Here is a 23,277-nt window from a genome sequence, read left to right as displayed (position 1 = left end):
GGGATTGCCTGAGCAGGCGCGTCATGACTGGCCTATTCTTCGGAATTGATCACCTGCTGGCGCGGACGGAAGACGTGATCATTGCCCTCCGCTGTTAACAATTCCCGTAACTTCTGGCCGCCATGTTCATCGGCCTGCGCGAACTGACGCTCTGCTTCGGTGATCGGCGTGGTCCAGAGCAAAGTCGGTCGATCGCCATCGCGCTTGGGTAGCTTAAACTGCGCCTGTTCGGTTGCCAGTTCATTCGCCAGCAGGAAGCTTTCAAAGCCGACCGGTGCCACTTCCGACGCCAGCGTGTGGCCCTCTCCGAGCCAGGTGAGCCGCGCCCACGGCAGATGCACGAACTCCGCCAGCGCGCTCGCCATCTGCACCGCGTTGCCTTCGGTCATGATTTCACCGTCAACCGCCATGCCCAGCTCGACACGGCGATACTGCGGTGCCAGCTCATCGAACAGATAATCGACCTGCGGCATGGGCCGGATACTCATGCCAAGCGTCAGAAAAACCCACACGCCCTGATGCCAGTGCTGCGAGATCGCCATCGGCGGCCAGCTACCCTGATCGATCGCGTAATACTTCACAGACTCGCCAAAATGCGCCTGATAGCAGGCCATGAGATCCTGCTGGACCCTGTCCCACTCGCTGCCGTCGTGCCATTCGCGCCAGAACTGACGCTGATGCTCCGCCCGGGCATAGTAGTCGTTAGTTGATGCCGACCCCAGCGGGGCCGTCAGCCGGTTCTTTTTGATGCAGCCCGCAGAGAAGCTCACCTGCTTCTCCTGATAAAGACTCCAGCCGGGGATTACCGCCAGCAGCTGGCCGTAATACCACAGCGCTGCGCCATCATCAGAAGGCTCCCACAGCACCTGCAGACCCGCCGGGTCCAGCGCGGGTTCCGCCTCCAGATTACGGCAATACTCAGCGCTGAGCAGTGGCGCGATGCCCTGCTCCATCGCCTCACGATCTTCCTGTGCCGGTGCGGGCAGCAGGTTTCTAAGCCAGCAGCCGCGCACCGCATACTGACTGCGGAACAGGTCGGTCGGCCAGATGTAAAAATAGGCGGTGCGCTCATCCTGTTCGACAATGGCGGTCAGGGTGCGCTGCTGATTGTGGACTTCAGCAATCAGGGATTTGTACGTCATAGTGCCTCGACAAAGCCTGGAGGAATCCATTTTCCCCGAGAATAGAGCAGGATCCTGGCTGCCGCACGCTGAGACAAGGGTAAAAGTCTCAAAGTATGGGGATGATGGTAGGGAGTAGGGGTATTGATGAGATGAGGCACTTTAATAGTATGGCCGTTATTAGTTTCAAAGGCCGCTATGAGCGAAAAGCGGACATTGAGCGATCACACCCTCCCGTCATAAACGTTCGGTCATATTGCAGGAACAGAAAATGGAATGGGCCCAATATATGCACCTTTTCGAATATATAGTTGATCGTCAATCTTTACGCAGCGATACTGCTTGTTGTTTCATACCCAGGAGTTGTCATGGTTCAGCTTAATCCTCTTCAGCTTTTCAAAGCGTTGTCTGATGAAACACGACTCAGTCTTGTGCTGTTACTGCGGGAAAAGGGAGAGCTTTGCGTCTGTGAACTCACATCCATTCTCAGGGAAGCTCAGCCAAAAATTTCCCGTCATCTTGCATTACTCAGAGACAGCGGCCTGCTTATCGACAGGCGTGACGGCAAATGGATTCATTACCGGCTATCACCACACATGCCCGCCTGGGCTGCAGCTGTAATTGAACAGGCTTATCTGTGTCAGCGGGATGACATTATGCATCTCAGCCAGCAGGCTGAGCGGGACAACGCAACGACTAACGGCAAGCCTGTCTGCATTTAAAATTTGACCATACATATATGTATTTGCATATATATATTCTTGATTTCGCTGTGCCCATTCTGACAGGTGTAGTATCAGAGGAGATAGTATGTTTCTGGCGGGTGCGATTTTTATTCTGACGCTGGTACTGGTTATCTGGCAGCCGAAAGGACTCAGTATTGGCTGGAGTGCCGTTATCGGGGCCGCGCTGGCTTTGCTGACCGGCGTGGTGCATATCGGTGATATTCCGGTTGTCTGGCAGATTGTCTGGAACGCCACGGCCACGTTTATTGCTGTCATCATCATCAGCCTGCTGCTGGATGAGTCCGGCTTTTTTGAGTGGGCGGCACTGCATGTTTCCCGCTGGGGTGGTGGCAGAGGGAGGCTGCTGTTCACGTATATTGTTCTGCTGGGCGCGGCGGTGGTGGCGCTGTTCGCCAATGATGGCGCGGCGCTCATCCTGACGCCAATCGTTATCGCCATGCTTCTGGCGCTGGGCTTTAGCCCCGGTGCCACGCTGGCATTTGTGATGGCAGCCGGATTTATCGCGGACACGTCCAGCCTGCCGCTCATCGTATCGAACCTGGTTAACATCGTTACGGCGGACTTCTTTAAGCTGGGCTTTAGCGAGTATGCCTCTGTCATGGTGCCGGTAAATATTGCTTCCGTCGCGGCCACGCTGCTAATGCTGCACCTGTTTTTTCGCAAAGACATCCCGGCAACCTATGACCTGGCCAAGCTGAAAACGCCACGGGATGCCATCCGTGACATGCGCACCTTTAAAACCGGCTGGCTGGTGCTGCTTCTGCTGCTGGCTGGCTTTTTTGGTCTGGAACCACTCGGCGTGACGGTAAGTCTGGTAGCGGCGGTAGCTGCATTTATTCTCTGGCTGGTTGCCCGGAAAGGGCACGCTATCGACACCCGGAAGGTGCTGAAAGGTGCGCCCTGGCAAATAGTCATTTTCTCGCTGGGCATGTACCTCGTCGTGTATGGCATGCGTAACGCCGGACTGACAGATTATCTCTCTGCCGCCCTGAACCGCTTTGCGGAGCACGGCGTATGGGGTGCCACCCTGGGCACCGGTTTTCTGACGGCCTTCCTGTCATCGGTGATGAACAACATGCCCACAGTGCTGATTGGTGCGCTCTCCATTGACGGCAGTACCGCTCAGGGTGTGGTGAAGGAGGCGATGATTTACTCCAACATCATCGGCTGCGATCTCGGTCCGAAAATCACCCCGATCGGCAGCCTGGCAACCCTGCTGTGGCTGCACGTCCTGGCGCAGAAAAACATCACCATCAGCTGGGGCTATTACTTTCGCGTGGGCATCGTGATGACCCTGCCTGTGCTTTTTGTGACGCTGGCTGCACTGGCCTTGCGCCTGTCTTTCTAACTTTAATCCGGGGCTGTGTGTGCACAGCGCCTTAACGGAGCATCACTTATGACTGGCATAACCATTTACCACAACCCCACCTGCGGGACGTCGCGTAATACACTGGGACTTATCCGCAATAGCGGCGCAGAGCCATCGGTGATTCTGTATCTGGATACACCACCTACCCGCGACGAGCTGCAAAAGCTGATTGTGGATATGGGGATCAGCGTACGCGCACTGCTGCGCAAAAATACGGAGCCGTATGAAAATCTGGGTCTGGCAGAGGACAGGTTCAGCGATGACGAACTGCTGGATGCCATGCTGGCTCACCCCATCCTCATTAACCGTCCGGTAGTTGTGACACCTCTCGGCACAAAGCTCTGTCGTCCGTCTGAAGCGGTTCTGGACATTCTGCCTGACCCGCAGAAAGGGGCATTTACGAAAGAAGATGGTGAACAGGTCATTGATGAATACGGGAATCGCATCAGTCACTGACTCCGGGGCATCCAGCCGGCAGTACAGAAGATGTAAAAATAGAAGCCGGCAGATGCCAGCTTTTTTTATATGCTGCGCTGGTTGACCCGCTCTGAGAGCTGCGCAGCGCTTTCTTTCCTTTCGCTGTAGCGATCGGTCAGGTAATCACTGCGTCCGCGCGTCAGTAGGGTGAATTTCATCAGTTCCTCCATTACATCAACAATGCGATCATAATAGGGAGAAGGCTTCATGCGACCGTCTTCCTCAAACTCAGCCCAGGCTTTTGCCACGGATGACTGATTCGGGATAGTGATCATACGCATCCAGCGGCCGAGGATTCGCATCTGGTTGACGGCATTAAATGACTGCGAGCCGCCACTGACCTGCATAACGGCGAGAGTTTTTCCCTGAGAAGGCCGGACGGCTCCGGACGTCAGGGGTATCCAGTCGATCTGGGCCTTCATGATACCGGTCATGGCACCGTGACGTTCCGGCGAGCACCAGACCATACCTTCCGACCAGAGAACCAGCTCGCGCAGTTCCACAACTTTCGGATGCGTTTCCGGGGCATCATCAGGCAGCGGCAAACCGGACGGATTAAAAATTTTCACCTCTGCGCCCATGCCCATCAGTAGCCGGGCGGCTTCTTCCGTCGTCAGTCGGCTGTAAGAACGTTCCCGCAACGAGCCGTAGAGCATCAGGATACGGGGCGGATGTGCCACTTCTTTGGGACGCAGTTTCTCTTCCATCATCAGCGCGTCCAGAAGTGTGGGGTCAATGTTTTTCAGGGTATCGTTCATGTTTTTCATAATGAGGTCTCTTCATGAGTCGTCGCGGATGACAGGCTGCAACTAACGCCTGCACAGCATTCTTCTGTCAGAAAGTCCATCAGCTGTTCAAGCTGCGCATAGCACGGTCTTCAAAACAGGGTACGGCTCTGCCGTTCCTGGCTAATCAGGCACAGAAAGGTGATGGCTGAGCGTGGACGCCGGAATGCTGAGGCGCTTCTGCAGTTCTCCGACTGGCAGGCCATCATGGCCCGCCTTAACCAGCTCCCGATAAATGCCCAGGCGCGTCGGGTGTCCTAATTCTCACAGTGCGTTTGCTGCTGTGTTTAAATCCATACATCCTCCATAACAATACTTCCAGAATAATGGAAATAATGATGAAGTCAGACAGGCGCGAAATGGTTGTATTTGAGCGATCGTTAAAGCTGAAAATCCGCTTCTGGCACAAAGCGGACGTTGGTATCTAACCCAGGCAGCCTATTAAGATTCACCTATTAAATTGACTGATCAAACGTGCCTATCCGAACCCTTGGAACAATTACTGCGGTTCCATCATTTCTTAACAGGCGACAACTTCCATTTTTTTAACGGCGAGTACTCTCACCCCAGCCGCCCCATCCTCACCATCGCCCGATACCACGCCCCGCGCTGAATTGACCATCTTAACCCCACCGCAATCGCATTAATCTTCTGGTCAATAAGCGCCTGCTGAAAGCGCCCTATCTCACGGCCAGACATCGCCTGCGCCCACGCGGGCATCAGCCCGAATCCCGACTTCAGCATGATTTTCATCACCGGTTTCGCCTGCCAGCTCGGTGCAGGCGCATTCATCAGCAATCGCGTCACTTCGGCGGTGCGTTCATCAAAGCGTAGCTCCGGACGCATCTGTTGCAGGTAATCCGCCACATCGACGACGCTTTTTGGGACCTTCTCTGCCCCCAGCGCTTCGGCAATCAGCGCCGCTTCCTGATAGTACTGATCCTGCTCCGCACGGGTAAGCTGCGGATTTTTGTAGCGCAGATGAGCCGCCAGAAAACGGCTGGTCTCCGCCACATGCACCCAGGTCAGCAGATGCGGATCGCTGGCGGCATAGGGTTTGCCCGCGCTGTCGACGCCGCTGACTTTCAGGTGAATGCGTTTCACCCGCTCGATCAGCGTCTGTGCATCCTGCGAATTACCGTAGGTGGTGACGGCGATAAACTGGCTGGTGCGGCGCAGACGGCCCATCATATCTTCGCGAAAATTGGAGTGATCCCAGACGCCCGCCAGCGCCGCCGGATGCAGCATCTGCAACAGCAGCGCGCTGATCCCGCCACACATCATGGCGGTGAAGTCACCGTGGACGCGCCAGATCACGCTGTCCGGGCCAAACAGGCCGGGATCGCCAGGCGGTTGGGAGAGGTCAAATTCATTCATCGACAGGCCGTTAAGGCGGAAGACCTGCTGCTGAATGCGGTCACGCAGATTAATCATGGCGGCTCGGATAGTGGATATGATGCGGCGCGCGGTAGCAGGACGCTCACGACACGCCGCATCACCTTCCCCTGAGTTCAGGGAAAAGGCTGACGGTTATTGATAGCTGAACTGCGCATTCTCGGTACGAACGGAATCGAGTCCAATCATCACGTTGAATTTGCCGGGCTCGGCAACATGCTGCATCTGTTGGTTCCAGAACTTCAGTGCATCGACATCGATTTTAAAGGTCACGGTTTGCGACTCACCCGCTTTCAGCATGATGCGTTTGAAGCCTCGCAGTTCCTGCACCGGACGACTGACAGACGCGACCGGATCGTTGAGGTACATCTGCACCACCGTCGCGCCATCGCGCTTACCGCTGTTGGTTACCGTCACGCTGGCCTCAACGCTGCCGTCGCGCGGCATGGTCGATGAGGACATTTTTACCGGCGACACGGTGAAGCGGGTGTAGCTCAGGCCGTAACCAAACGGATAGAGCGGGCCGTTAACGGCGTCATAGTAGTGCGACGTGTACTTATTCGGCTTCGCAAAGTTGTAAGGACGACCGGTTGGCAGATGGTTGTAGTAGATCGGAATCTGACCCACTGAACGCGGGAAGGAGACCGGAAGTTTGCCCGACGGGTTATAGTCGCCGAACAGCACATCGGCGATGGCGTTGCCGCCTTCGGTGCCGCTGAACCAGGTCTCCAGCACCGCATCAGCCATGCGATCTTCATTCACTATCGACAGCGGACGTCCGTTCATCAGCACAATCACCAGCGGCTTACCGGTGGCTTTCAGTGCCGCGAGCAGTTTCTGCTGGCTCGGTGGGATCACCAGGTCGCTGCGGCTGGAGGCTTCGTGCGCCATCCCCTGCGCTTCGCCCACGGCGGCAACCACTACATCAGCCTGCTTCGCTTTGGCAACCGCGTCATCGATCATCTGCTGCGGTGAACGCGTATCCACCGAAACCGCCTGCTCATAGAGGTTCAGGAAGTCCTGAATCCCTTTGTTGTCGCTGACATTTGCCCCCTTCTCATAAAGCAGTGTCGCTTTGCCTTCGGTGGCATTGCGCATGCCCTGCAGCAGCGAAACGGATTGCTTCGCTACCCCCGCCGCGGACCAGCTGCCCATGATGTCGCGCTGACTGTCTGCCAGCGGGCCAATCAGCGCAATGGTGCCCGATTTTTTCAGCGGCAGCGTTTCCAGGCGGTTTTTCAAAAGTACGATGCTTTTACGCGCCACATCGCGTGCTTCCGCGCGATGCAGACGGCTTTCCGCATTGGTGTCCTGCGGGTCGCCTTCTTTCGGACCTAAATGGCTGTAGGGATCGTTAAACAGCCCCATGTCATATTTGACGTTAAGCACATGGCGCGCCGCGTCATCAATTTCCGCCATGCTGACCTTGCCACTCTTCACCAGGTCCGGCAGATACTTACTGTAATATTCGTCGCTCATGCTCATATCGACGCCCGACTTCAGCGCGATACGCACCGCTTCCTGCGGATCGCTGGCAACGCCATGCTTGATCAGCTCTTTGATTGCGCCGTGGTCGCTGATGGTAATGCCTTTGAATTTCCACTTATCGCGCAGCAGATCTTTCAGCAGCCAGCTGTCCGCCGTGGCGGGGACGCCATTGATGGAGTTCAGCGCCACCATCACGCCGCCGCTGCCTGCATCCAGTGAGGCTTTATAAGGTGGCAGATAGTCCTGGAACATGCGCTGTGGGCTCATGTCCACGGTGTTGTAATCGCGTCCACCCTCAACGGCACCATAGAGTGCGAAGTGTTTCACGCTGGTCATCACGCTGTAGCGATCGGCGGCACTTTTGCCCTGCATCGCCTGCACCATGCTGCGACCCATTTCGCTGGTAAGATACGTATCCTCACCGAAGCCTTCGGAACCACGGCCCCAGCGCGGTTCACGGCTGACATCGACCATTGGTGCCCAGGTCATATTCAGACCGTCGTCAGCCGCTTCATAGGCAGAGACGCGTCCCACCTCTTTCACGGCATCCAGATCCCAGCTGGCCGCCAGGGCCAGAGGAATCGGGAAAATAGTGCGCTGACCGTGAATCACGTCGAAGGCGAAAAACAGCGGGATCTTGAGGCGGCTGAGCTGCATCGCCTGATCCTGCATCGCGCGGATATCCTGGCGCGTGACAGTATTAAAAATCGCGCCAACCTGACTCTTCTGAATCATGTCGCGAATGGCTTCTTTCGGATTATCAGGCCCGACACTGATTAAACGCAGCTGACCAATCTTCTCGTCCAGCGTCATTTTTTTTAATAGCTGGTTAACGAAGGCATCACGCGCCTGTTCGGTCATCGGGTGGTTACCTGGCACTGTCTCAGCCAGTGCGGGTTGCATCGCGAGGGAGACAGCGAGACTAACAGAGTAAATCCATTTCATCAGGTTGGGTTCTCTTAAGTAACTGCGCAATATCGAATAAACAGGCGGCAGTGTGCCACAAGATGAGAATAGCAGGTAGCGGCCAGAGTCACACTGCGTTGAGGTCAGTTGACGTGCTACAGTTAGGACGCACTGATAAGACAAGGGAATTGCTCATGATACAAACCTCTGCCCTGCTTTCTGACCTGCGCCGCCTGGTCGGCCCTGCCCATCTGCTGACAGAACCTGAACAGACTGCCCGTTATCGCAAAGGCTTTCGCTCCGGCGAAGGTGAGGCGCTGGCGGTGGCGTTTCCCGGTACGCTGCTGGAGCTCTGGCGGGTACTGCAAACGCTGGTGAAGGCGGATGTCATCATCCTGATGCAGGCGGCGAATACCGGCCTGACCGAAGGTTCAACGCCGCACGGCAATGATTACGACCGTCCGCTGGTGATTATCAGTACCCTGCGACTGGATAAGCTTCAGCTTATCGACAACGGCCAGCAGGTGCTGGCGTTCCCCGGCAGCACACTCTATCAGTTGGAAAAAGTGCTGAAGCCGCTGGGACGTGAACCCCACTCGGTGATCGGCTCCTCCTGCATTGGGGCCTCGGTGCTGGGTGGCATTTGTAATAACTCCGGCGGATCGCTGATCAAGCGCGGTCCGGCCTACAGTGAGATGGCCCTGTATGCGCAGATTGATGCGCAGGGAAGACTGAAGCTGGTGAACCATCTGGGTATCGATCTGGGGACCTCACCGGAAGAGATTCTGGGACGGCTGGATGACGACCGCTGGCAGCCCGGCGACGTTCAGCACGATGGCCGTCACGCCTCCGATCATGAATATGCCGACCGGGTCCGTGAAGTCGATGCGGATACGCCCGCCCGTTATAACGCTGATGCGCGTCGCCTGTTTGAAGCCTCCGGCTGTGCCGGAAAACTGGCGGTCTTCGCGGTGCGACTGGATACTTTCGCCAGCGAACCGCAGCAGCAGGTATTTTACATCGGGACTAACGAACCCGGTGTGCTCAACGATATCCGCCGTCACATCCTGGCGCGTTTCACCCATCTGCCGGTGGCGGGCGAATATATGCACCGCGACATTTATGACATTGCGGAAGTCTACGGCAAAGATACCTTCCTGATGATCGACAAGCTGGGCACCGATAAGATGCCGCTGTTTTTCACGCTGAAGGGTCGGATTGATGCCTGGCTGAGCAAACTCTCGTTCGTTAAACCGCACTTCAGCGATCGACTGTTGCAGCGCCTGAGCAAACTGTTCCCGGCGCATCTGCCCAAACGTATGAAGCAGTATCGCGACAAATATGAACATCATCTGATGCTGAAGATGTCGGGCGACGGCGTGGCGGAGGCGCGTAACTATCTGCGCGACTACTTCCGTGAAGGCGGTGGCGAATTCTTTGAGTGTGAAGGCAAAGAAGGTGCGCACGCGTTTCTGCATCGCTTTGCGGCAGCGGGTGCAGCAGTACGCTACCACGCAGTCCATGCAGATGAGGTCGAGGATATTCTGGCGCTGGACATCGCCCTGCGTCGCAACGATGCGGACTGGTTCGAAACCCTGCCCGATGCGATCCGCGCATCATTAAGCCACCGCCTCTACTATGGTCACTTCTTCTGTCACGTCTTCCATCAGGATTATATCGTCAGAAAAGGGGTAGATGTGCACGCGCTGAAAGCAGAGATGCTGGAGATCCTGCAGGCGCGCGGCGCGGAATATCCCGCTGAGCATAACGTCGGTCATCTCTATCAGGCCAGGCCGCAGCTGGCAGCGTTCTATCGCCAGCTCGATCCGACCAATAGCTTCAATCCCGGCATTGGCAAAACCAGCAAGCAAAAAGGCTGGGCGGTGAAGCAGGTTTAATCGCATTATCGGTCAGCCTGCCTGTCTGTGCAGGCTGACCGTCACACTTCTGGTTGCGCCACTCACTCCCCATTGCGCCCTGTTTTTATGACTAACAACTTCATCAAAAAATTAATGCCTCTTCCCAGATTGCACCTTCTTTATTTTCTCTCATTGGGTTCTGCGCAACATCTCACAAATCATCGCCCTGCTAATTGATAATTCGCGTCGCGAAAAATAGATTGTCGCCACAATCATAATTTTTTATTAAATTGGATTTTATTCAGGGAGGATGATGAGTGCGCAATAATAATTACGCGTTCGCGTTAATAGAATCAGTCACTTTAACCATTGCGTTATCAGCAATGAGTACATCGCCGGTTTTTGCCAGTGGATTTATTGACGACGCATCGCTAAAAGGCAATGTATTTTACTGGCAGCGTCAGCGCGATCGCAGAGATACCGATCCCGCCAGTGACTATCAGGGACAGTATCGGGCTAATTTACATCACGCCTCGCTCAACAGTAATCTCGACTTTCAATCAGGCTACGCCGGGGAGTGGGTGGGTCTGGACCTCGCCATTTTTGGTGCCGCCGAGCTCGCCAACAGCGGCCCCGCCGCCCCTAATGAAATTGGCTTCAGTAAGGCACGCACCCGCTGGGATGAAAAGTGGAATGGCGACAGCGGCGGCGCATCCATTTATAAAGCCGCGCTGAAGTTTAAATATAACGATTACTGGTTACGCGCCGGATATATTCAGCCAACCGGCCAGACGCTGATTGCACCGCACTGGAGTTTTTTACCTGGCACCTATCGCGGCGTTGAAGTGGGTGCGCTATATGATTTTCAGGAAGCCGGCGCATTATCATTCTCGTGGATGTGGAGTGATAAATATAAGGCACCCTGGTATCGTGACTTATATAATTTCCGGCAGGCCGACGGTAAAACCTCTGTCAGCTACCTGCACTCATTCGGCATGAAATATGACTTCAGGAATAATCTGATCATTGAAGGGGCATTCGGCCAGGCGGCGGATTATATGGATCAATATTTTGCCAAAGCTTCCTGGTCGGCCACGCCTTACGGCAATGCACTCTCCACCAGCTATCAGTTTTATGGCGCACACGACCACGTCTCAGGCGGTGCGGCTAATTCCCGGGATGTCTATGACGGCCTCGCCTGGCTACAGGCAATCACGATCGGCTATAACGTCGGCCCGGTGGATCTGCGTGTGGAAGGCACCTGGGTCAAAGCAGAGGGCAATCAGGGCTTCTTCCTGCAGCGCATGACGCCGGGCTATGCCAGCTCCAATGGCCGACTGGATATCTGGTGGGATGCCCGATCCGACTGGAACGCCAATGGCGAAAAAGCCGTCTTTGCCGGTGCGATGCTCGACTTATCGCCGTGGCAGCTGACGGGCTGGAAAGTGGGCGCATCGTATGTCTGGGGCTGGGATGCCAGACCCGCCACTCTGCCTGGCGTTGACCAGAGTCAGCGTCTGAAAGAGTCCGCCTGGAACCTCGATCTGATCTATCAAATCCAGCAGGGCCGCGCCAAAGATACCCTGTTCAAACTGCACTACACCCGCTACGACAATCACAGCGATCTGCCCAGTTACAGCGGCGGTTACGGCAACATTTTTCAGGATGAGAAGGACATCAAATTTATGGTTATCGTGCCGTTTACGCTGTTCTGATGCCCTGCGGACTTCCGGATATCTCTTCACCAGCAAGGATGAAAATCAACATGTTAAAATTAAGCCTTATCGCGCTCACGCTGTTGGGCGTTGCAGCCACAGGCCACGCCAGCCCGTCAGAGCAGCAGGTGGTAAATCAAATCAGCCAGTTTGGCATCACTTATCAGGTGAATGACAACCAGGCCGCTCTGAATGGCACCGACTGTGCCGCGCTGGGTGCCGACTATGCCGCCTGCAATCGCGCGACCATTACCCTGACCAATAACGGCCCGGCACTGACCGACAAACACTGGGCCATCTACATGAGCAACGTTCACCAGACGCTGCGGGTCGAAAACGACCAGTTTAAAATGACCCATCTGGTTGGCGACTTAACGCGGCTGGAGCCGACGGACAAGTTTACCGGCATTGGTGCAGGTGAGTCAGTGCAGATTCCCATCGTTAACGAATACTGGCAGCTGTTTGTCACTGATGTGATGCCGCGCTGGTATGTCACGTCCGGGCAGGCAACGCCCAAAATTATTGCCAGCACCGATCATGAAGACCCCAGCACGTTTATGTTGCCGCTGGGTGACCACTGGCGACGCAGTGCCGATGACCACAATGTTCTGATGCAGCCCGCCAGCCGGTTCGATAAAAACAGCGATGTTGCTGCCCTGCCCGTCTCTGCGCTACGAGGTCAGATTACTCCCACGCCGCTTGAGGTGAAGCTCCGCCCGCAGGATGCCGATCTCAGCCGCGGCATCAGGCTGATGCTTACCGGGCTGACACCTGAAACCGGTGAGGTGGTAAAGCAGCGCATGACCCTGCTTGGCCTGAAAGAAGCGCCAGATGGATTTGCCATTACGACGCAGATCAAGCCGGGCCACTTCAGCGGCAAAACGGCGCAATCGGGCGCATACAATCTGGATATCACGCCCCGCCGTGCCCTTGTAGTGGCCTACGATGCTGCCGGGGCTTTCTACGGTCTGATGTCGATTCTCTCACTGGTCCCTGGCGAAGGTGCGGCGCGTATCGCCGCGCTGGAAGCTCATGATGCGCCGCGCTTTGCTTATCGCGGCGCGTTTCTTGATGTTGCCCGTAACTTTCACAGTAAGCAGGCGGTGATGCGGCTGCTTGATCAGATGGCGGCATGGAAGATGAACCGCTTTCACTTTCACCTGAGTGACGATGAGGGCTGGCGGATTGAAATTCCTGGCTTACCGGAATTGACTGACGTGGGTGCTAAACGCTGTCATGATCTGACTGAACAGCGTTGTCTGCTGCCGCAGCTCGGTTCCGGTCCCTTCAGCGATAACAACGGCAGTGGCTTTTTCAGTCGTGCCGACTACATCGACATTGTGAAATATGCGCAAGCGCGCCACATTCAGGTGATCCCGGAAATTGATATGCCGGCCCACGCCCGTGCGGCGGTCATCTCAATGGAAGCGCGCTATCAGCGGCTGATGAAAGCGGGAGACGCTGAACAGGCCAGCGTGTACCGTCTGGTCGATCCCACCGACGACTCCAATACCACCTCGGTGCAGCTCTACGACCGCACCAGCTATCTCAACCCCTGCATTGAGAGCTCACAGCGCTTTGTCGACAAGGTGATCGGCGAGGTTCAGGCGATGCATCAGGAAGCGGGACAGCCATTAAGCACGTGGCATTTCGGCGGGGATGAAGCGAAGAATATCCGCCTGGGTGCAGGCTACTCGGACAAAAACAGTCCCAAACCGGGTACCGGCCTGCGCGACTGGCGTAACGAAGATCTGCCGTGGGCAAAATCGCAGGCGTGTCAGGCGCTGGTGAAGAGCGGCAAAGTAGAAGATCTTGCACACCTGCCGAGCTATTTTGCTTTGTCCGTCAGTGAGATTGTTAACCGGCACGGCATTGGCAAAATGCAGGCGTGGCAGGATGGTTTAAAAGATGCCAGAAATGCCGCAGCCTTCGCTACTCCGCGCGTTGCGGTCAACTTCTGGGACACCCTTTACTGGGGCGGTTTTGACAGTGCCGCCGACTGGTCACAGAAAGGATACGATGTGGTGATCTCCAGTCCTGACTATCTCTATCTGGATTTCCCGTATGAGGTGAACCCGCTGGAGCGTGGCTACTACTGGGGCACGCGTTTCAACGACGAGCGTAAAATCTTTGGCTTTGCACCGGACAACCTGCCGCAGAATGCGGAGACGTCGGTGGATCGCGACGGCAATGTTTTCAATGCTAAATCAGAGAAGCCGTGGCGCGGTGCTTATGGCATGTCGGCCCAGCTGTGGAGCGAAACCGTGCGAACAGATGCTCAGATGGAGCATATGATCTATCCGCGCCTGTTTGCGGTCGCGGAACGAAGCTGGCACCGCGCCAGCTGGGAGCGGGATTACCAGCCAGGTCAGGAATATGCGGGCGGCAAAACCCACCTCGTCGATCAGCAGGCACGTCTGCATGACTGGCAGCGATTTGCCAACCTGCTGGGACAACGTGAACTGGCGAAGCTGGATAAAGCGGGTATCGATTATCGCCTGCCGGTGCCAGGAGCAAAAATCGTTGATAGCATCCTGTCGATGAATGTCGCCTTGCCTGGGGTAACGCTGGAGTACAGTCTGGATAAGGGGGTGAACTGGCAGCGCTACGATGCTAACAGACCGCCGCAGGTCAGCGGTGCCGTGGCAATCCGCTCGGTGAGCCGCGACGGGCAGCGCACCAGCCGCGTGGAAACGTTGTAGTAAGCGAGAGTAAGAAAACAGGCCGGGAAATCAGCGTTGTGAATATAAGAAAGGCCGACAGAAGTCGGCCTTTTTTACAACTAAACCAGTTTCTCTTCCGGCTCCGGTTCAGCACCCGGCATCTGACGGCGCTCGATAATCATGGTTTGCGGTGTCGAGAGCAGAATGCCCTCTTTACGCAGACGCGTCAGAATATCGAACAGCAGGTCGCTCTTCGCCCCTGCGATCTGGCGCTGACCCGCTACGTTACCCGTGACGCTCAGCACAATCCCCTGCTGGGTCAGATCTTTAAACGAAACAGACGGCTCCGGCGTCTCCAGAATGCGTTCATTCTCGTTGTAAACCTCCAGCAGAATATCGCGCACCTTCACCGGATCGATATTCAGCGGGAAGGTCAGTGTAATGGTGACCACACCCTGCGCATTACCCATGGTCGCATTGCGCACGTTCTGCGAAATAAACTGCGAGTTCGGCACAATCACCGTGGACTTGTCGCCCAGCTGGATCTCGGTGGCACGCACGTTAATGCGGCGAATATCCCCTTCGATGCCGCTGATGCTCACCAGATCGCCGACTTTAACCGGACGTTCGGTTAACAGAATCAGCCCCGAGATAAAGTTCTTCACGATCTCCTGTAAGCCAAAACCGATACCGACCGACAATGCGCTGACGATCCACGCCAGTTTGTTCCATTGCAGCCCCATGATCGACAGCGTCAGCAGGATAATCAGCACATAACCGATGTTGCTGAACAGCGTCACCAGCGACACCCGCATCCCCACATCCATAGTGGTTTTTGGCAGAAAATCGGTGTCGAGCCAGCGGCGCACGGAGCGCAGTACATAGATTCCGACAATCAGGCAGATTATCGCATTCACCATGTGTGCTGGCACGATGTTAAGGGATTCGAGTCCTTTACCGCCCCAGAACTCAATAACTTTTTGTAGCAGCTCAATCGGTGTTGAAGAGCCAAAGGTACTGTTGACCAGCGCCATCGCCACAACCAGCACCAGGAAGGTTTTACCGATGGCCGTCAGCAGCGTAGCCGTCTGCTGCAGGTGACGCTCATTAATGTTAAGCGAACTCTGAATGCGACGACCGGTGGCGTTACTGGTTGAGAAGAGGCTCTCACAGCCATCTTTCAGCAGATGACTAAGGAAGTAGAACGAGCCAAACAGCAGGCCGCACCAGATCACCTCATAACTCAGGAAGCGCGCCAGCGTAACGTAACCGATCAGCAGCGAGACCAGAATCGCAATGGCGGTCAGCGTCAGGCCCATCTGAATCAGACCGACCAGCGTTGAGCGCGCTTCCGGCGGGGTGCCCGCCAGCGTCATCCGACGACGCACGCGATTGGTGCGCATGCTGATCGCCAGCGCGGTGCTGCCAATCAGCAGTGCCGTCAGCCCGTTGGCAAAAATGGTGGTATTCAGACTGGTGCCGACGCTGTAGTTGAACGCCTCGACCGTCTGAAAGATAAAGACCAGCACCGCAGTAATGGGTGGAAACGGTTTTAATGCCATCGCCACTTCATTGGAGATGGTCGGTAATCGCCAGCTGGGCCGACGGGTAGAAAGAAACGCACGTCCCAGTCCGGCAATCAGGCCACAAAAAACGCTGAGCTGCACCAGACGATCGACAAAGTCCTGAACGTTTTCAGAGACCTCATCACGGCGAGTAAAGGCCAGGGCAATAAAGTTAAAGGTGAGGACAACCGCCACCAGCGTGGTGAGCGCTATCGCTGCCGCCAGGAAACTGCGACGCAGCTTCCCTTCCGGCAGTTTATTAATGCTGACCCAGGCCAGAAATTCCTCACTGTAGCGACGACCCACGGTCATCACCAGCAGCGCCGCCAGCAGCCAGAGGACACTGCCCACGCGCCAGCCCGGTTCCCAGGAGAGCGCAGCGGTGTCCTGCAACTCCTGCAGGAACTCACCAATTTTCTCGCCATCCAGATCCTGTGTGCTGAGCAACGGTGACCAGAAGCGCGCCCCGAGGATGCTGCCGGAGTTCAGCGCCAGCTGGCTTTTCAGCTGATCGCGTCGCAGGTTAACAATCTGCGAGGAGAGCATCAGTGCGCCATTTTTAATGCCTTCAGCCTGCTTAATCTGGTCGTCGAGTTTGCTTTTCTGACTCTCCAGCGTGTTACGCTTGCGCGTCACTTCCGGCGTCTCTTTGACGCCGCTGTCCGCTTTCGGGGCCGGACCCAGCACCTGCAACTGGGCTTCCAGCTGCTGGCGATCGGGAACCAGCGCCTGACCCAGCGTATCGGCATTGCCGGAGAGCTCCAGCGCCATTTCATTCAGCTGCGTCAGCTTGTTTTCGCCAGCATCAACAGAAACCTGACTTTTAATTTTGTCGAGGATCTTCTGCATTTTCGGCAGTTCAACCGCGGCATTCAACTTCGGCGGAGCATCCTGTTCCTGAGCAGCACCGGCCGTATCATCTGCGGCCAGCGCCAGCGCCGGGGCAAACCCTGCCAGCGCCAGCATCAACAATGCAAAAAGGGATCGTATAAACATAGGTGTAAGATTCCGGCAGCTTAATTCAGGCGATCGTCCCTCGCCAGTCGCGCGTAAGTTTAGGGCTTTGCAAGGGATGGCAATATAGGAATAACGGGCATTTTTCGGGCTGATTCGGAACAGGCAGCGGCGTGAACATCTTTATACGCCCCTCTGCCTGCTTCTTCCCGGCTACCTGCTCAGCCTGCAGGCAACGCCAGTGCGCGCTGTGCGCGACACCAGCTATTCTCTACTCGACGTCGGTACTGCCGGCACCATTGCTGGCAACCTGGCCCGACTTCTGCTTTTTATACGCCAGTGCAGCGGCAGGCACCGGCGCGGCTTTGCCAGTCTCAATCCAGCTGCGCAGACGGTTAGCATCGGCGAAGTGAGTATATTTGCCAAAGGCATCCAGCACCACCAGCGCCACCGGACGATTGTTAATCATCGTGCGCATCACCAGGCAGTGGCCCGCCTCGTCGGTATAACCGGTTTTGGTCAGCTGAATATGCCAGTCGTTTTTATAGACCAGATGGTTGGTATTGCGGAACGGCAGCGCATAGTTCGGATGGGCAAACACCGCCGTCTCTTCTTTTGTGGTGCTGAGCGCGCCAAGCATCGGATATTCCCGCGTCGCTTTGAGTAACTTCACCAGATCCTGTGCGCTGGAGACATTCTGCGTTGAGAGGCCGGTTGGCTCTACATAGCGGGTCTGTTTCATGCCGAGTGACCGTGCTTTGGCATTCATTGCCTGGATAAAGGCGCGATAACCGCCCGGATAGGCGTGCGCCAGGCTGGCGGCGGCACGGTTTTCTGAAGACATCAGCGCCAGTAACATCATATTGCGGCGGCTGATCTGGCTGTTGAGCTTCACGCGCGAGAAAACGCCACGCATTTCCGGCGTCTGGCTGATATCAACGTTGATCATCTCGTTCATCGGCAGATGCGCATCCAGCACCACCATCGCGGTCATCAGCTTGGTGATGGACGCAATCGGCCTGACCCGATCCGGGTGGCTGGAGAAGAGCACTTTATTGGTGGTGAGGTCGACAATCATCGCACTGCCAGAAGCGATCTGCGGCTGAGCAACAGGCGCAAGTTGCGACAGCGAAGTCGTCGCCTGCGCCGGAAGTGAAACAATCTGCCCGGAAACGAGCAGCGCCAGCGAAAGCAGGGTGGAGCGAATTTTTGCAGGCATCGTAGAAAAAAACCCGGTTATGATTGTGTACTGTGTCAGACCGACACAGGCCGCCCGCTTCAGTCACGTCGGCGCGCGGGCTGGCAGCAGCATCATACGCGTAAGGTTAAGAAATTTCCTGGTGAGATTGTTTCCGGGCGTAAAAAGAGAACTGCCGCCAGAGCGGCGGCAGTGGTCAGTCAGAACAGATGCGGTCCATATCCCCACAGCACCACGGTCAATGCCAGTAACACTTCAAAAACCAGCACGCCGATGGCAAGCGTAGAACCGGAAAAACGCAGGCTCTCTTCACGATCGATATTCAGAAACAGGGGAATGCCAATATAGAGCAGATAGCCGGTGTAGAGCAGCGCCAGCGCCCCAGCCAGTACGCAAAGCCAGACCAGCGGATAGAGTGCCACCAGCCCGCTGAGAAACAGTGGCGTCGCCACGTATCCCGCAAACACGGTGCAGCGCTGGACGCCGGGGCGCTGTGGATAATCACGCGCCATCCAGTGGATCACGCGTCCCATAACCGCAACGCCACCCAGAATAATCAGGTAGAACAGAATGCCCAGTCCGATTCCGGTCGCCAGGTTAAGTTGCACATATTGCCCCTCGCCCAGATTCCAGCCCAGCTGAGTCGTACCGATAAAGGCGCAGATCACCGGGATCGCCGCCATCAGCAGAACATGATGGGTGTAGTGGTGCGAGACGCTCTCATTCTCTTGCTTGATATGACGCATTTCCTGGTTCGGATGCGCCAGAAGTCCCCAGACATGGTTCATACAGTCACTCCTCTGATGCGATGGGCCGCCCGGTGATGCATGCGTCTTTGGGGGCAGCGTCTCCTCAAGTATAAACGGCAGTGAAATTTTCGTCGTGACCGGACAAAAAAACAGCATAAATAAACGGACCCGTGGTAGCCGGGCGGAAGCGAAGCCAAATCGCGTATAGACTGAAAGAAATCATCACCGAACAGGGAGAGTCAGTTTGCATCTGGATATCAACGCATTAATAACGCAGTACGGTTATCTGGCACTTTTTATTGGCTGTATTGCCGAGGGGGAGACATTTACGCTGCTGGGCGGTGTCGCCGCGCATGAGGGGCTGTTGCATTATGTGGGGGTCGTACTGGCCGCGATGGGTGGCGGCATTGTCGGCGATCAACTGCTTTACTGGGTCGGTCGCCGCTGGGGCACGCGGATCCTGCGCCGTTTTAAAAAGCATCAGGACAAAGTGGTCAAGGCAAACCGTCTGATTAAACGCCGTCCCAGCCTGTTCGTCATTGGCGTACGCTTCATGTATGGCTTCCGGCTGATTGGTCCCATCATCATTGGTGCCAGCCGCCTTAAACCGATGAAGTTTTTTATTCTTAACGTTATCGGGGCGGCTATCTGGTCGCTGATCTTTGTGACGCTGGGCTATTTCGCGGGCGGCATCATCGCACCGTGGCTGCATAAACTCGATCAGCATCTGAAACATCTGCTGTGGCTGGTCGGCGCGGTCGTCTTCGCTTTTGTGCTGCGCTGGGTAATCCGTCGCTGGCACAACCGCCGGGCCGACCAGCAATAAATGATCACCATATTCGCCAGATGACGCACCGGTCTCCAGACGCTGAACAGAGTCTGGCGACCGGTTGACGATGATGTGAGTCTTATCCGCCCATCTTACCCTCTCTTTCCTTATTCAACCCCGCGTTAACCATCTGTGCCCAAACGAAGCCGCATCGGAGGGCTCAGCTATAGTTAGGATGGACACTGACAGGGAGATGAGCATGAGTAAGGTAAAACGTAAGATTGAAGACCACGGCGTCATCGGTGATTTGCGCACCTGTGCGCTGATCGCTAATGACGGCACCATTGATTATCTCTGCTGGCCTGAACTCGACAGCCCGTCGGTGTTTGCCGCCCTGCTCGACAGCGATGATGCCGGCCTTTTCTCCCTGGCACCTGACTGGCCGAATGCGCGGCGTCAGCAGCTTTACCTGCCCGATACCAATATCCTGCAGACCCGCTGGCTGGATGATGAGGGCGTAGCGGAAATCACCGACTACATGCCGATTTGTGATGATAAGAACAAACTGCCGCGCCTGATCCGCCGGGTCAAAATGGTCCGCGGCAGCGCAACCTTCCAGCTGCGCTGTTCACCGCGTCATGACTACGCCCGGGCGCAGACCCGTGCCGAAGCGCACAACGGCTGCATCGACTTCCATGCCGAAGGTCAGCCGTCACTGCGCCTGGCGGCCTCCGTGGTCATGACGCTGGAAGATGACAGCGCCACCGCACACTTCACATTACAGCCCGGCGAACATGCGCAGTTCGAATTTGGCAGCGTGGATGATGCACACATCGAAGCGCTGGCCACCGAACACTGTTTTGAAGAGACGCTAAACTACTGGCGACGCTGGAGCGCACGTAGCACTTATCAGGGACGCTGGCGCGAGATGGTGCAGCGCTCGGCACTGGTCCTGAAGCTGCTGACCTCGCATCAGCATGGCTCGATTGCGGCGGCGGCAACCTTTGGCCTGCCTGAAGAGCTGGGCGGCGAACGCAACTGGGACTATCGCGCTTCCTGGATCCGCGACGCCTCGTTCAGCATGTATGCCCTGATGCGGCTGGGCTACATTGATGAAGCCAAACACTTTACCCACTGGGTCGGCCGCTGTGTTGAAAACAGCCATCACGATGAGATGCGCCTGCAGGTGATGTACCGGCTGGACAGCGGCACCGAGCTGCATGAGATGGAGTTACTCAATCTCTCCGGCTATGCCGACTCCCGTCCGGTTCGCATCGGCAATGATGCCTGGCAGCAGACCCAGCTCGATATCTATGGCGAGCTGATGGACGCGGTCTATCTGGCTAATAAGTATGGTGAGGCGATCTCTCAGCGCGGCTGGGAGCATGTGGTCAAAATGATCGACTGGCTGTGTGAGCACTGGAATCAGCCCGATGCCGGTATCTGGGAGATGCGCGGCGAGCCGGAGCACTTCCTGCATTCGCGTCTGATGTGCTGGGTGGCGCTGGATCGCGCACTGCGACTGGGCATGAAGCGATCGCTGCCAATGCCTTACGAACGCTGGGATCGGGCGCGTCGTGAGATCCGCGAAGATATCTGGGCAAACTTCTGGAACAGTGAACGCGGCCATTTCTCTGCCACGCGTCATGGCGAACATCTTGACGCCTCCATGCTGCTGATGCCGCTGGTGCGCTTCGTCGGTGCCACCGACCCGGACTGGATTGCCACGCTTGATGCGATCAAAACCAATCTGGTCAGCGACGGCATGGTGCGGCGTTACAACACGCATGAAACACCGGCCGATGGGCTGAAGGGATCGGAAGGCTCTTTTGGTGCCTGCTCATTCTGGTATGTCGAGTGTCTGGCGCGCGCGGGCCGGATTCAGGAAGCGCATTTTGAATTTGAGAAGCTGCTGAGCTACGCCAATCCTCTGGGCCTGTATGCCGAGGAATTTGACAGCCACGGTCATGCGCTGGGCAATACGCCGCAGGCGCTGACGCATCTGGCGTTGATCAGTGCCGCCTTTTTCCTGAATCGCAAACTCAGCGGTGAACAGACGCAGTGGCAACCTTAATCAGGACTCCCCCCGGAAAGCCGCATTTTACACGCCCTGCTTTCCGGAAATGCGCTAACATCCGCGGTGAATTTACGTAAAGTATTGCAGGCAAGTTAAATTCCCGATTCACAACGTCAGATTAATGAACATATAATGCGCAGCAGGTCACATTGGCCAGCATGAATTCGACACATAGACCAGCCTGAAATATGGCGATAAAGAATTGTAAAATATGAAAATTATTCGCGCTTTCGCTTCAATCGCTCTGGCTCTGGCGGCGTTCAGCCAGTCAGCCTTTGCTGTGGTTTACCCGTTACCGCCGGCCAACAGCCGTCTGATCGGGGAAAATATTGAAATTACGGTTCCTGAAGACAGCAAGCTGCCGCTGGAAGCTTTTGCGGCGCAGTACCAGATGGGCCTCAGTAACATGCTGGAAGCCAATCCGGGTGTTGACGTTTATCTGCCTAAAGCTGGCAGCAAGATGATCATCCCACAGCAGCTAATCCTGCCTGACGCACCGCGTGAAGGCATCGTGATCAACAGCGCGGAGATGCGTCTGTATTACTACCCGAAAGGCAGCAAAACCGTGGTGGTATTGCCCATTGGTATCGGTGAACTGGGTAAAGATACCCCGGTTAACTGGACCACAGCGGTAGAACGTAAGAAAGATGGCCCGACCTGGACGCCAACCAAAGGTATGCATGCGGATTACGCGGCGCGCGGCGAAAAGCTACCCGCGTTCTTCCCGCCAGGCCCGGATAACCCGATGGGTCTTTATGCGCTCTATATCGGTCGTCTCTATGCAATTCACGGCACCAATGCCAATTTCGGTGTCGGCCTGCGCGTGAGCCACGGCTGTGTGCGTCTGCGCGCTGACGATATTAAGTGGCTGTATCAGAACGTGCCGGTCGGCACGCGCGTACAGTTCGTTGATCAGCCGGTAAAAGCGACCGTAGAGCCAGACGGTTCACGTTACGTTGAAGTGCATAATCCGCTGTCGACCACCGAAGAGCAGTTCAACTCACGTGAACTGGTGCCAATTACGCTGACGCAGGCCGTAAGCAAAGTGCTGGTTGATGCCAGCGTCAATCAGGATCAGGTTAACGGTGCCATTCAGGGCCGTACCGGTATGCCGGTAAAAGTGAACGGTGTGAAAAATAATATCCAGACCGCACCAGTCCCGATGCCGGAAAACCCGCAGGCTGCGCCACAGGAACAGCCGATGACGCCGGTGACCCCACAGGGTGCCAGCAGTGATGCTGCACAGCCACAGCAGCCCGCCACTGAGCAGGCCGCTCCGGTCAAACCAGCAGCACCTGCAGCAGCGGCCAATACCAACTCGTAACTGCCGCCCTGCTCTGAGAAGCCAGCGCCTGTCGCTGGCTTTTTTATTGCCTGCTTAATGGCGTTGTAGCCAGCGTTCCCTGTCCTGCTCCCCACCCGACCATCATTAATCTGTCAT

The 23,277-nt window shown here is 56.1% G+C and carries 16 protein-coding genes and 1 pseudogene; 9 read left to right on the top strand and 8 right to left on the bottom strand.

The genetic code is table 11. From position 1 onward, the window contains the following. Nucleotides 1-32: 32 nt before the first annotated feature. Complete coding sequence (locus F3I20_RS10105; RefSeq protein ID WP_150012153.1) at nt 33-1,142, bottom strand: suppressor of fused domain protein; 1,110 nt, start codon at nt 1,140-1,142, stop codon at nt 33-35. Between the two features lie 347 nt (nt 1,143-1,489). Between F3I20_RS10105 and F3I20_RS10100 the strand changes: the two genes are divergently transcribed. The 3 genes from F3I20_RS10100 to arsC all read left to right on the top strand — a co-directional run bounded on the left by F3I20_RS10100 (nt 1,490) and on the right by arsC (nt 3,692). Then, the gene (locus F3I20_RS10100; RefSeq protein WP_150012419.1) at nt 1,490-1,843 is read left to right on the top strand and encodes a metalloregulator ArsR/SmtB family transcription factor; all 354 of its coding nucleotides are present in this window, start codon (nt 1,490-1,492) and stop codon (nt 1,841-1,843) included. 88 nt (nt 1,844-1,931) lie between these two features. Next, nucleotides 1,932-3,215 carry an arsenic transporter gene (locus F3I20_RS10095; RefSeq protein WP_150037186.1) on the top strand — a complete coding sequence of 428 codons (1,284 nt, stop codon included), beginning with the start codon at nt 1,932-1,934 and terminating at the stop codon, nt 3,213-3,215. A 48-nt stretch (nt 3,216-3,263) separates the two neighbouring features. Next, on the top strand, nt 3,264-3,692 hold the full coding sequence (gene arsC / locus F3I20_RS10090) for a glutaredoxin-dependent arsenate reductase (protein ID WP_150012157.1): 429 nt from the start codon (nt 3,264-3,266) through the stop codon (nt 3,690-3,692). 65 nt (nt 3,693-3,757) lie between these two features. Here the strand turns inward: arsC and arsH are convergent, their stop codons facing one another. From arsH to bglX, 4 genes and pseudogenes are all read right to left on the bottom strand, one after another. Further along, entirely contained in the window at nt 3,758-4,480 is a 723-nt protein-coding gene (gene arsH, locus F3I20_RS10085; RefSeq protein WP_370452850.1) for an arsenical resistance protein ArsH, read from the bottom strand. Then, a pseudogene (locus F3I20_RS10080) lies at nt 4,477-4,741 on the bottom strand (ArsR/SmtB family transcription factor). Before F3I20_RS10080 ends, arsH begins: the two are co-directional and overlap by 4 nt. Before the next feature lie 318 nt (nt 4,742-5,059). Further along, nucleotides 5,060-5,932: an oxygenase MpaB family protein gene (locus tag F3I20_RS10075; RefSeq protein ID WP_150037187.1), complete on the bottom strand. Its 873-nt coding sequence runs from the start codon at nt 5,930-5,932 to the stop codon at nt 5,060-5,062. Nucleotides 5,933-6,028: 96 nt separating this feature from the next. Next, nucleotides 6,029-8,326 (bottom strand): beta-glucosidase BglX, encoded by a 2,298-nt coding sequence (gene bglX / locus F3I20_RS10070; protein WP_150037188.1) that lies wholly within the window; start codon nt 8,324-8,326, stop codon nt 6,029-6,031. Between the two features lie 155 nt (nt 8,327-8,481). On the opposite strand from bglX, the gene dld reads away from it, so the two are divergent. From dld to F3I20_RS10055, 3 genes are all read left to right on the top strand, one after another. Further along, a complete protein-coding gene (gene dld / locus F3I20_RS10065) occupies nt 8,482-10,185 on the top strand; it encodes a D-lactate dehydrogenase (protein WP_150012163.1) in 1,704 nt (567 codons plus the stop codon). Nucleotides 10,186-10,493: 308 nt separating this feature from the next. Then, nucleotides 10,494-11,861, top strand: coding sequence for a chitoporin ChiP (gene chiP / locus F3I20_RS10060; RefSeq protein WP_444505514.1), 1,368 nt, complete (start codon nt 10,494-10,496; stop codon nt 11,859-11,861). A 50-nt stretch (nt 11,862-11,911) separates the two neighbouring features. Beyond that, nucleotides 11,912-14,563 carry a beta-N-acetylhexosaminidase gene (locus F3I20_RS10055; protein ID WP_150012167.1) on the top strand — a complete coding sequence of 884 codons (2,652 nt, stop codon included), beginning with the start codon at nt 11,912-11,914 and terminating at the stop codon, nt 14,561-14,563. An 80-nt stretch (nt 14,564-14,643) separates the two neighbouring features. Here the strand turns inward: F3I20_RS10055 and F3I20_RS10050 are convergent, their stop codons facing one another. From F3I20_RS10050 to F3I20_RS10040, 3 genes are all read right to left on the bottom strand, one after another. Further along, entirely contained in the window at nt 14,644-17,085 is a 2,442-nt protein-coding gene (locus F3I20_RS10050; RefSeq protein WP_150037189.1) for a DUF3772 domain-containing protein, read from the bottom strand. A gap of 229 nt (nt 17,086-17,314) precedes the next feature. After that, entirely contained in the window at nt 17,315-18,262 is a 948-nt protein-coding gene (pbpG, locus tag F3I20_RS10045) for a D-alanyl-D-alanine endopeptidase (protein WP_150012171.1), read from the bottom strand. Between the two features lie 179 nt (nt 18,263-18,441). Continuing rightward, nucleotides 18,442-19,029 carry a Yip1 family protein gene (locus F3I20_RS10040; protein WP_033782385.1) on the bottom strand — a complete coding sequence of 196 codons (588 nt, stop codon included), beginning with the start codon at nt 19,027-19,029 and terminating at the stop codon, nt 18,442-18,444. A 205-nt stretch (nt 19,030-19,234) separates the two neighbouring features. On the opposite strand from F3I20_RS10040, the gene F3I20_RS10035 reads away from it, so the two are divergent. From F3I20_RS10035 to F3I20_RS10025, 3 genes are all read left to right on the top strand, one after another. Continuing rightward, entirely contained in the window at nt 19,235-19,816 is a 582-nt protein-coding gene (locus tag F3I20_RS10035; protein ID WP_150012173.1) for a DedA family protein, read from the top strand. Nucleotides 19,817-20,018: 202 nt separating this feature from the next. After that, complete coding sequence (locus F3I20_RS10030) at nt 20,019-21,833, top strand: glycoside hydrolase family 15 protein (protein ID WP_150037190.1); 1,815 nt, start codon at nt 20,019-20,021, stop codon at nt 21,831-21,833. 214 nt (nt 21,834-22,047) lie between these two features. Then, nucleotides 22,048-23,160: a L,D-transpeptidase family protein gene (locus F3I20_RS10025; RefSeq protein ID WP_150037191.1), complete on the top strand. Its 1,113-nt coding sequence runs from the start codon at nt 22,048-22,050 to the stop codon at nt 23,158-23,160. Nucleotides 23,161-23,277 lie beyond the last annotated feature (117 nt).

Origin of the sequence: Candidatus Pantoea gossypiicola (genome assembly GCF_008632075.1) — a bacterium.
In the GTDB taxonomy this organism is placed as follows: domain Bacteria; phylum Pseudomonadota; class Gammaproteobacteria; order Enterobacterales; family Enterobacteriaceae; genus Pantoea; species Pantoea gossypiicola.
Note: the sequence above shows the minus strand (reverse complement) of the source record. Positions and strands in the feature narration are given on the sequence as shown.

Bases quoted from the DNA above. Each gene is read 5' to 3' on its own strand.
- F3I20_RS10105 (WP_150012153.1), bottom strand. From the start codon at position 1,142: ATGACGTACAAATCCCTGATTGCTGAAGTCCACAATCAGCAGCGCACC.
- F3I20_RS10100 (WP_150012419.1), top strand. From the start codon at position 1,490: ATGGTTCAGCTTAATCCTCTTCAGCTTTTCAAAGCGTTGTCTGATGAA.
- F3I20_RS10095 (WP_150037186.1), top strand. From the start codon at position 1,932: ATGTTTCTGGCGGGTGCGATTTTTATTCTGACGCTGGTACTGGTTATC.
- arsC (WP_150012157.1), top strand. From the start codon at position 3,264: ATGACTGGCATAACCATTTACCACAACCCCACCTGCGGGACGTCGCGT.
- arsH (WP_370452850.1), bottom strand. From the start codon at position 4,480: ATGAAAAACATGAACGATACCCTGAAAAACATTGACCCCACACTTCTG.
- F3I20_RS10075 (WP_150037187.1), bottom strand. From the start codon at position 5,932: ATGATTAATCTGCGTGACCGCATTCAGCAGCAGGTCTTCCGCCTTAAC.
- bglX (WP_150037188.1), bottom strand. From the start codon at position 8,326: ATGAAATGGATTTACTCTGTTAGTCTCGCTGTCTCCCTCGCGATGCAA.
- dld (WP_150012163.1), top strand. From the start codon at position 8,482: ATGATACAAACCTCTGCCCTGCTTTCTGACCTGCGCCGCCTGGTCGGC.
- F3I20_RS10055 (WP_150012167.1), top strand. From the start codon at position 11,912: ATGTTAAAATTAAGCCTTATCGCGCTCACGCTGTTGGGCGTTGCAGCC.
- F3I20_RS10050 (WP_150037189.1), bottom strand. From the start codon at position 17,085: ATGTTTATACGATCCCTTTTTGCATTGTTGATGCTGGCGCTGGCAGGG.
- pbpG (WP_150012171.1), bottom strand. From the start codon at position 18,262: ATGCCTGCAAAAATTCGCTCCACCCTGCTTTCGCTGGCGCTGCTCGTT.
- F3I20_RS10040 (WP_033782385.1), bottom strand. From the start codon at position 19,029: ATGAACCATGTCTGGGGACTTCTGGCGCATCCGAACCAGGAAATGCGT.
- F3I20_RS10030 (WP_150037190.1), top strand. From the start codon at position 20,019: ATGAGTAAGGTAAAACGTAAGATTGAAGACCACGGCGTCATCGGTGAT.
- F3I20_RS10025 (WP_150037191.1), top strand. From the start codon at position 22,048: ATGAAAATTATTCGCGCTTTCGCTTCAATCGCTCTGGCTCTGGCGGCG.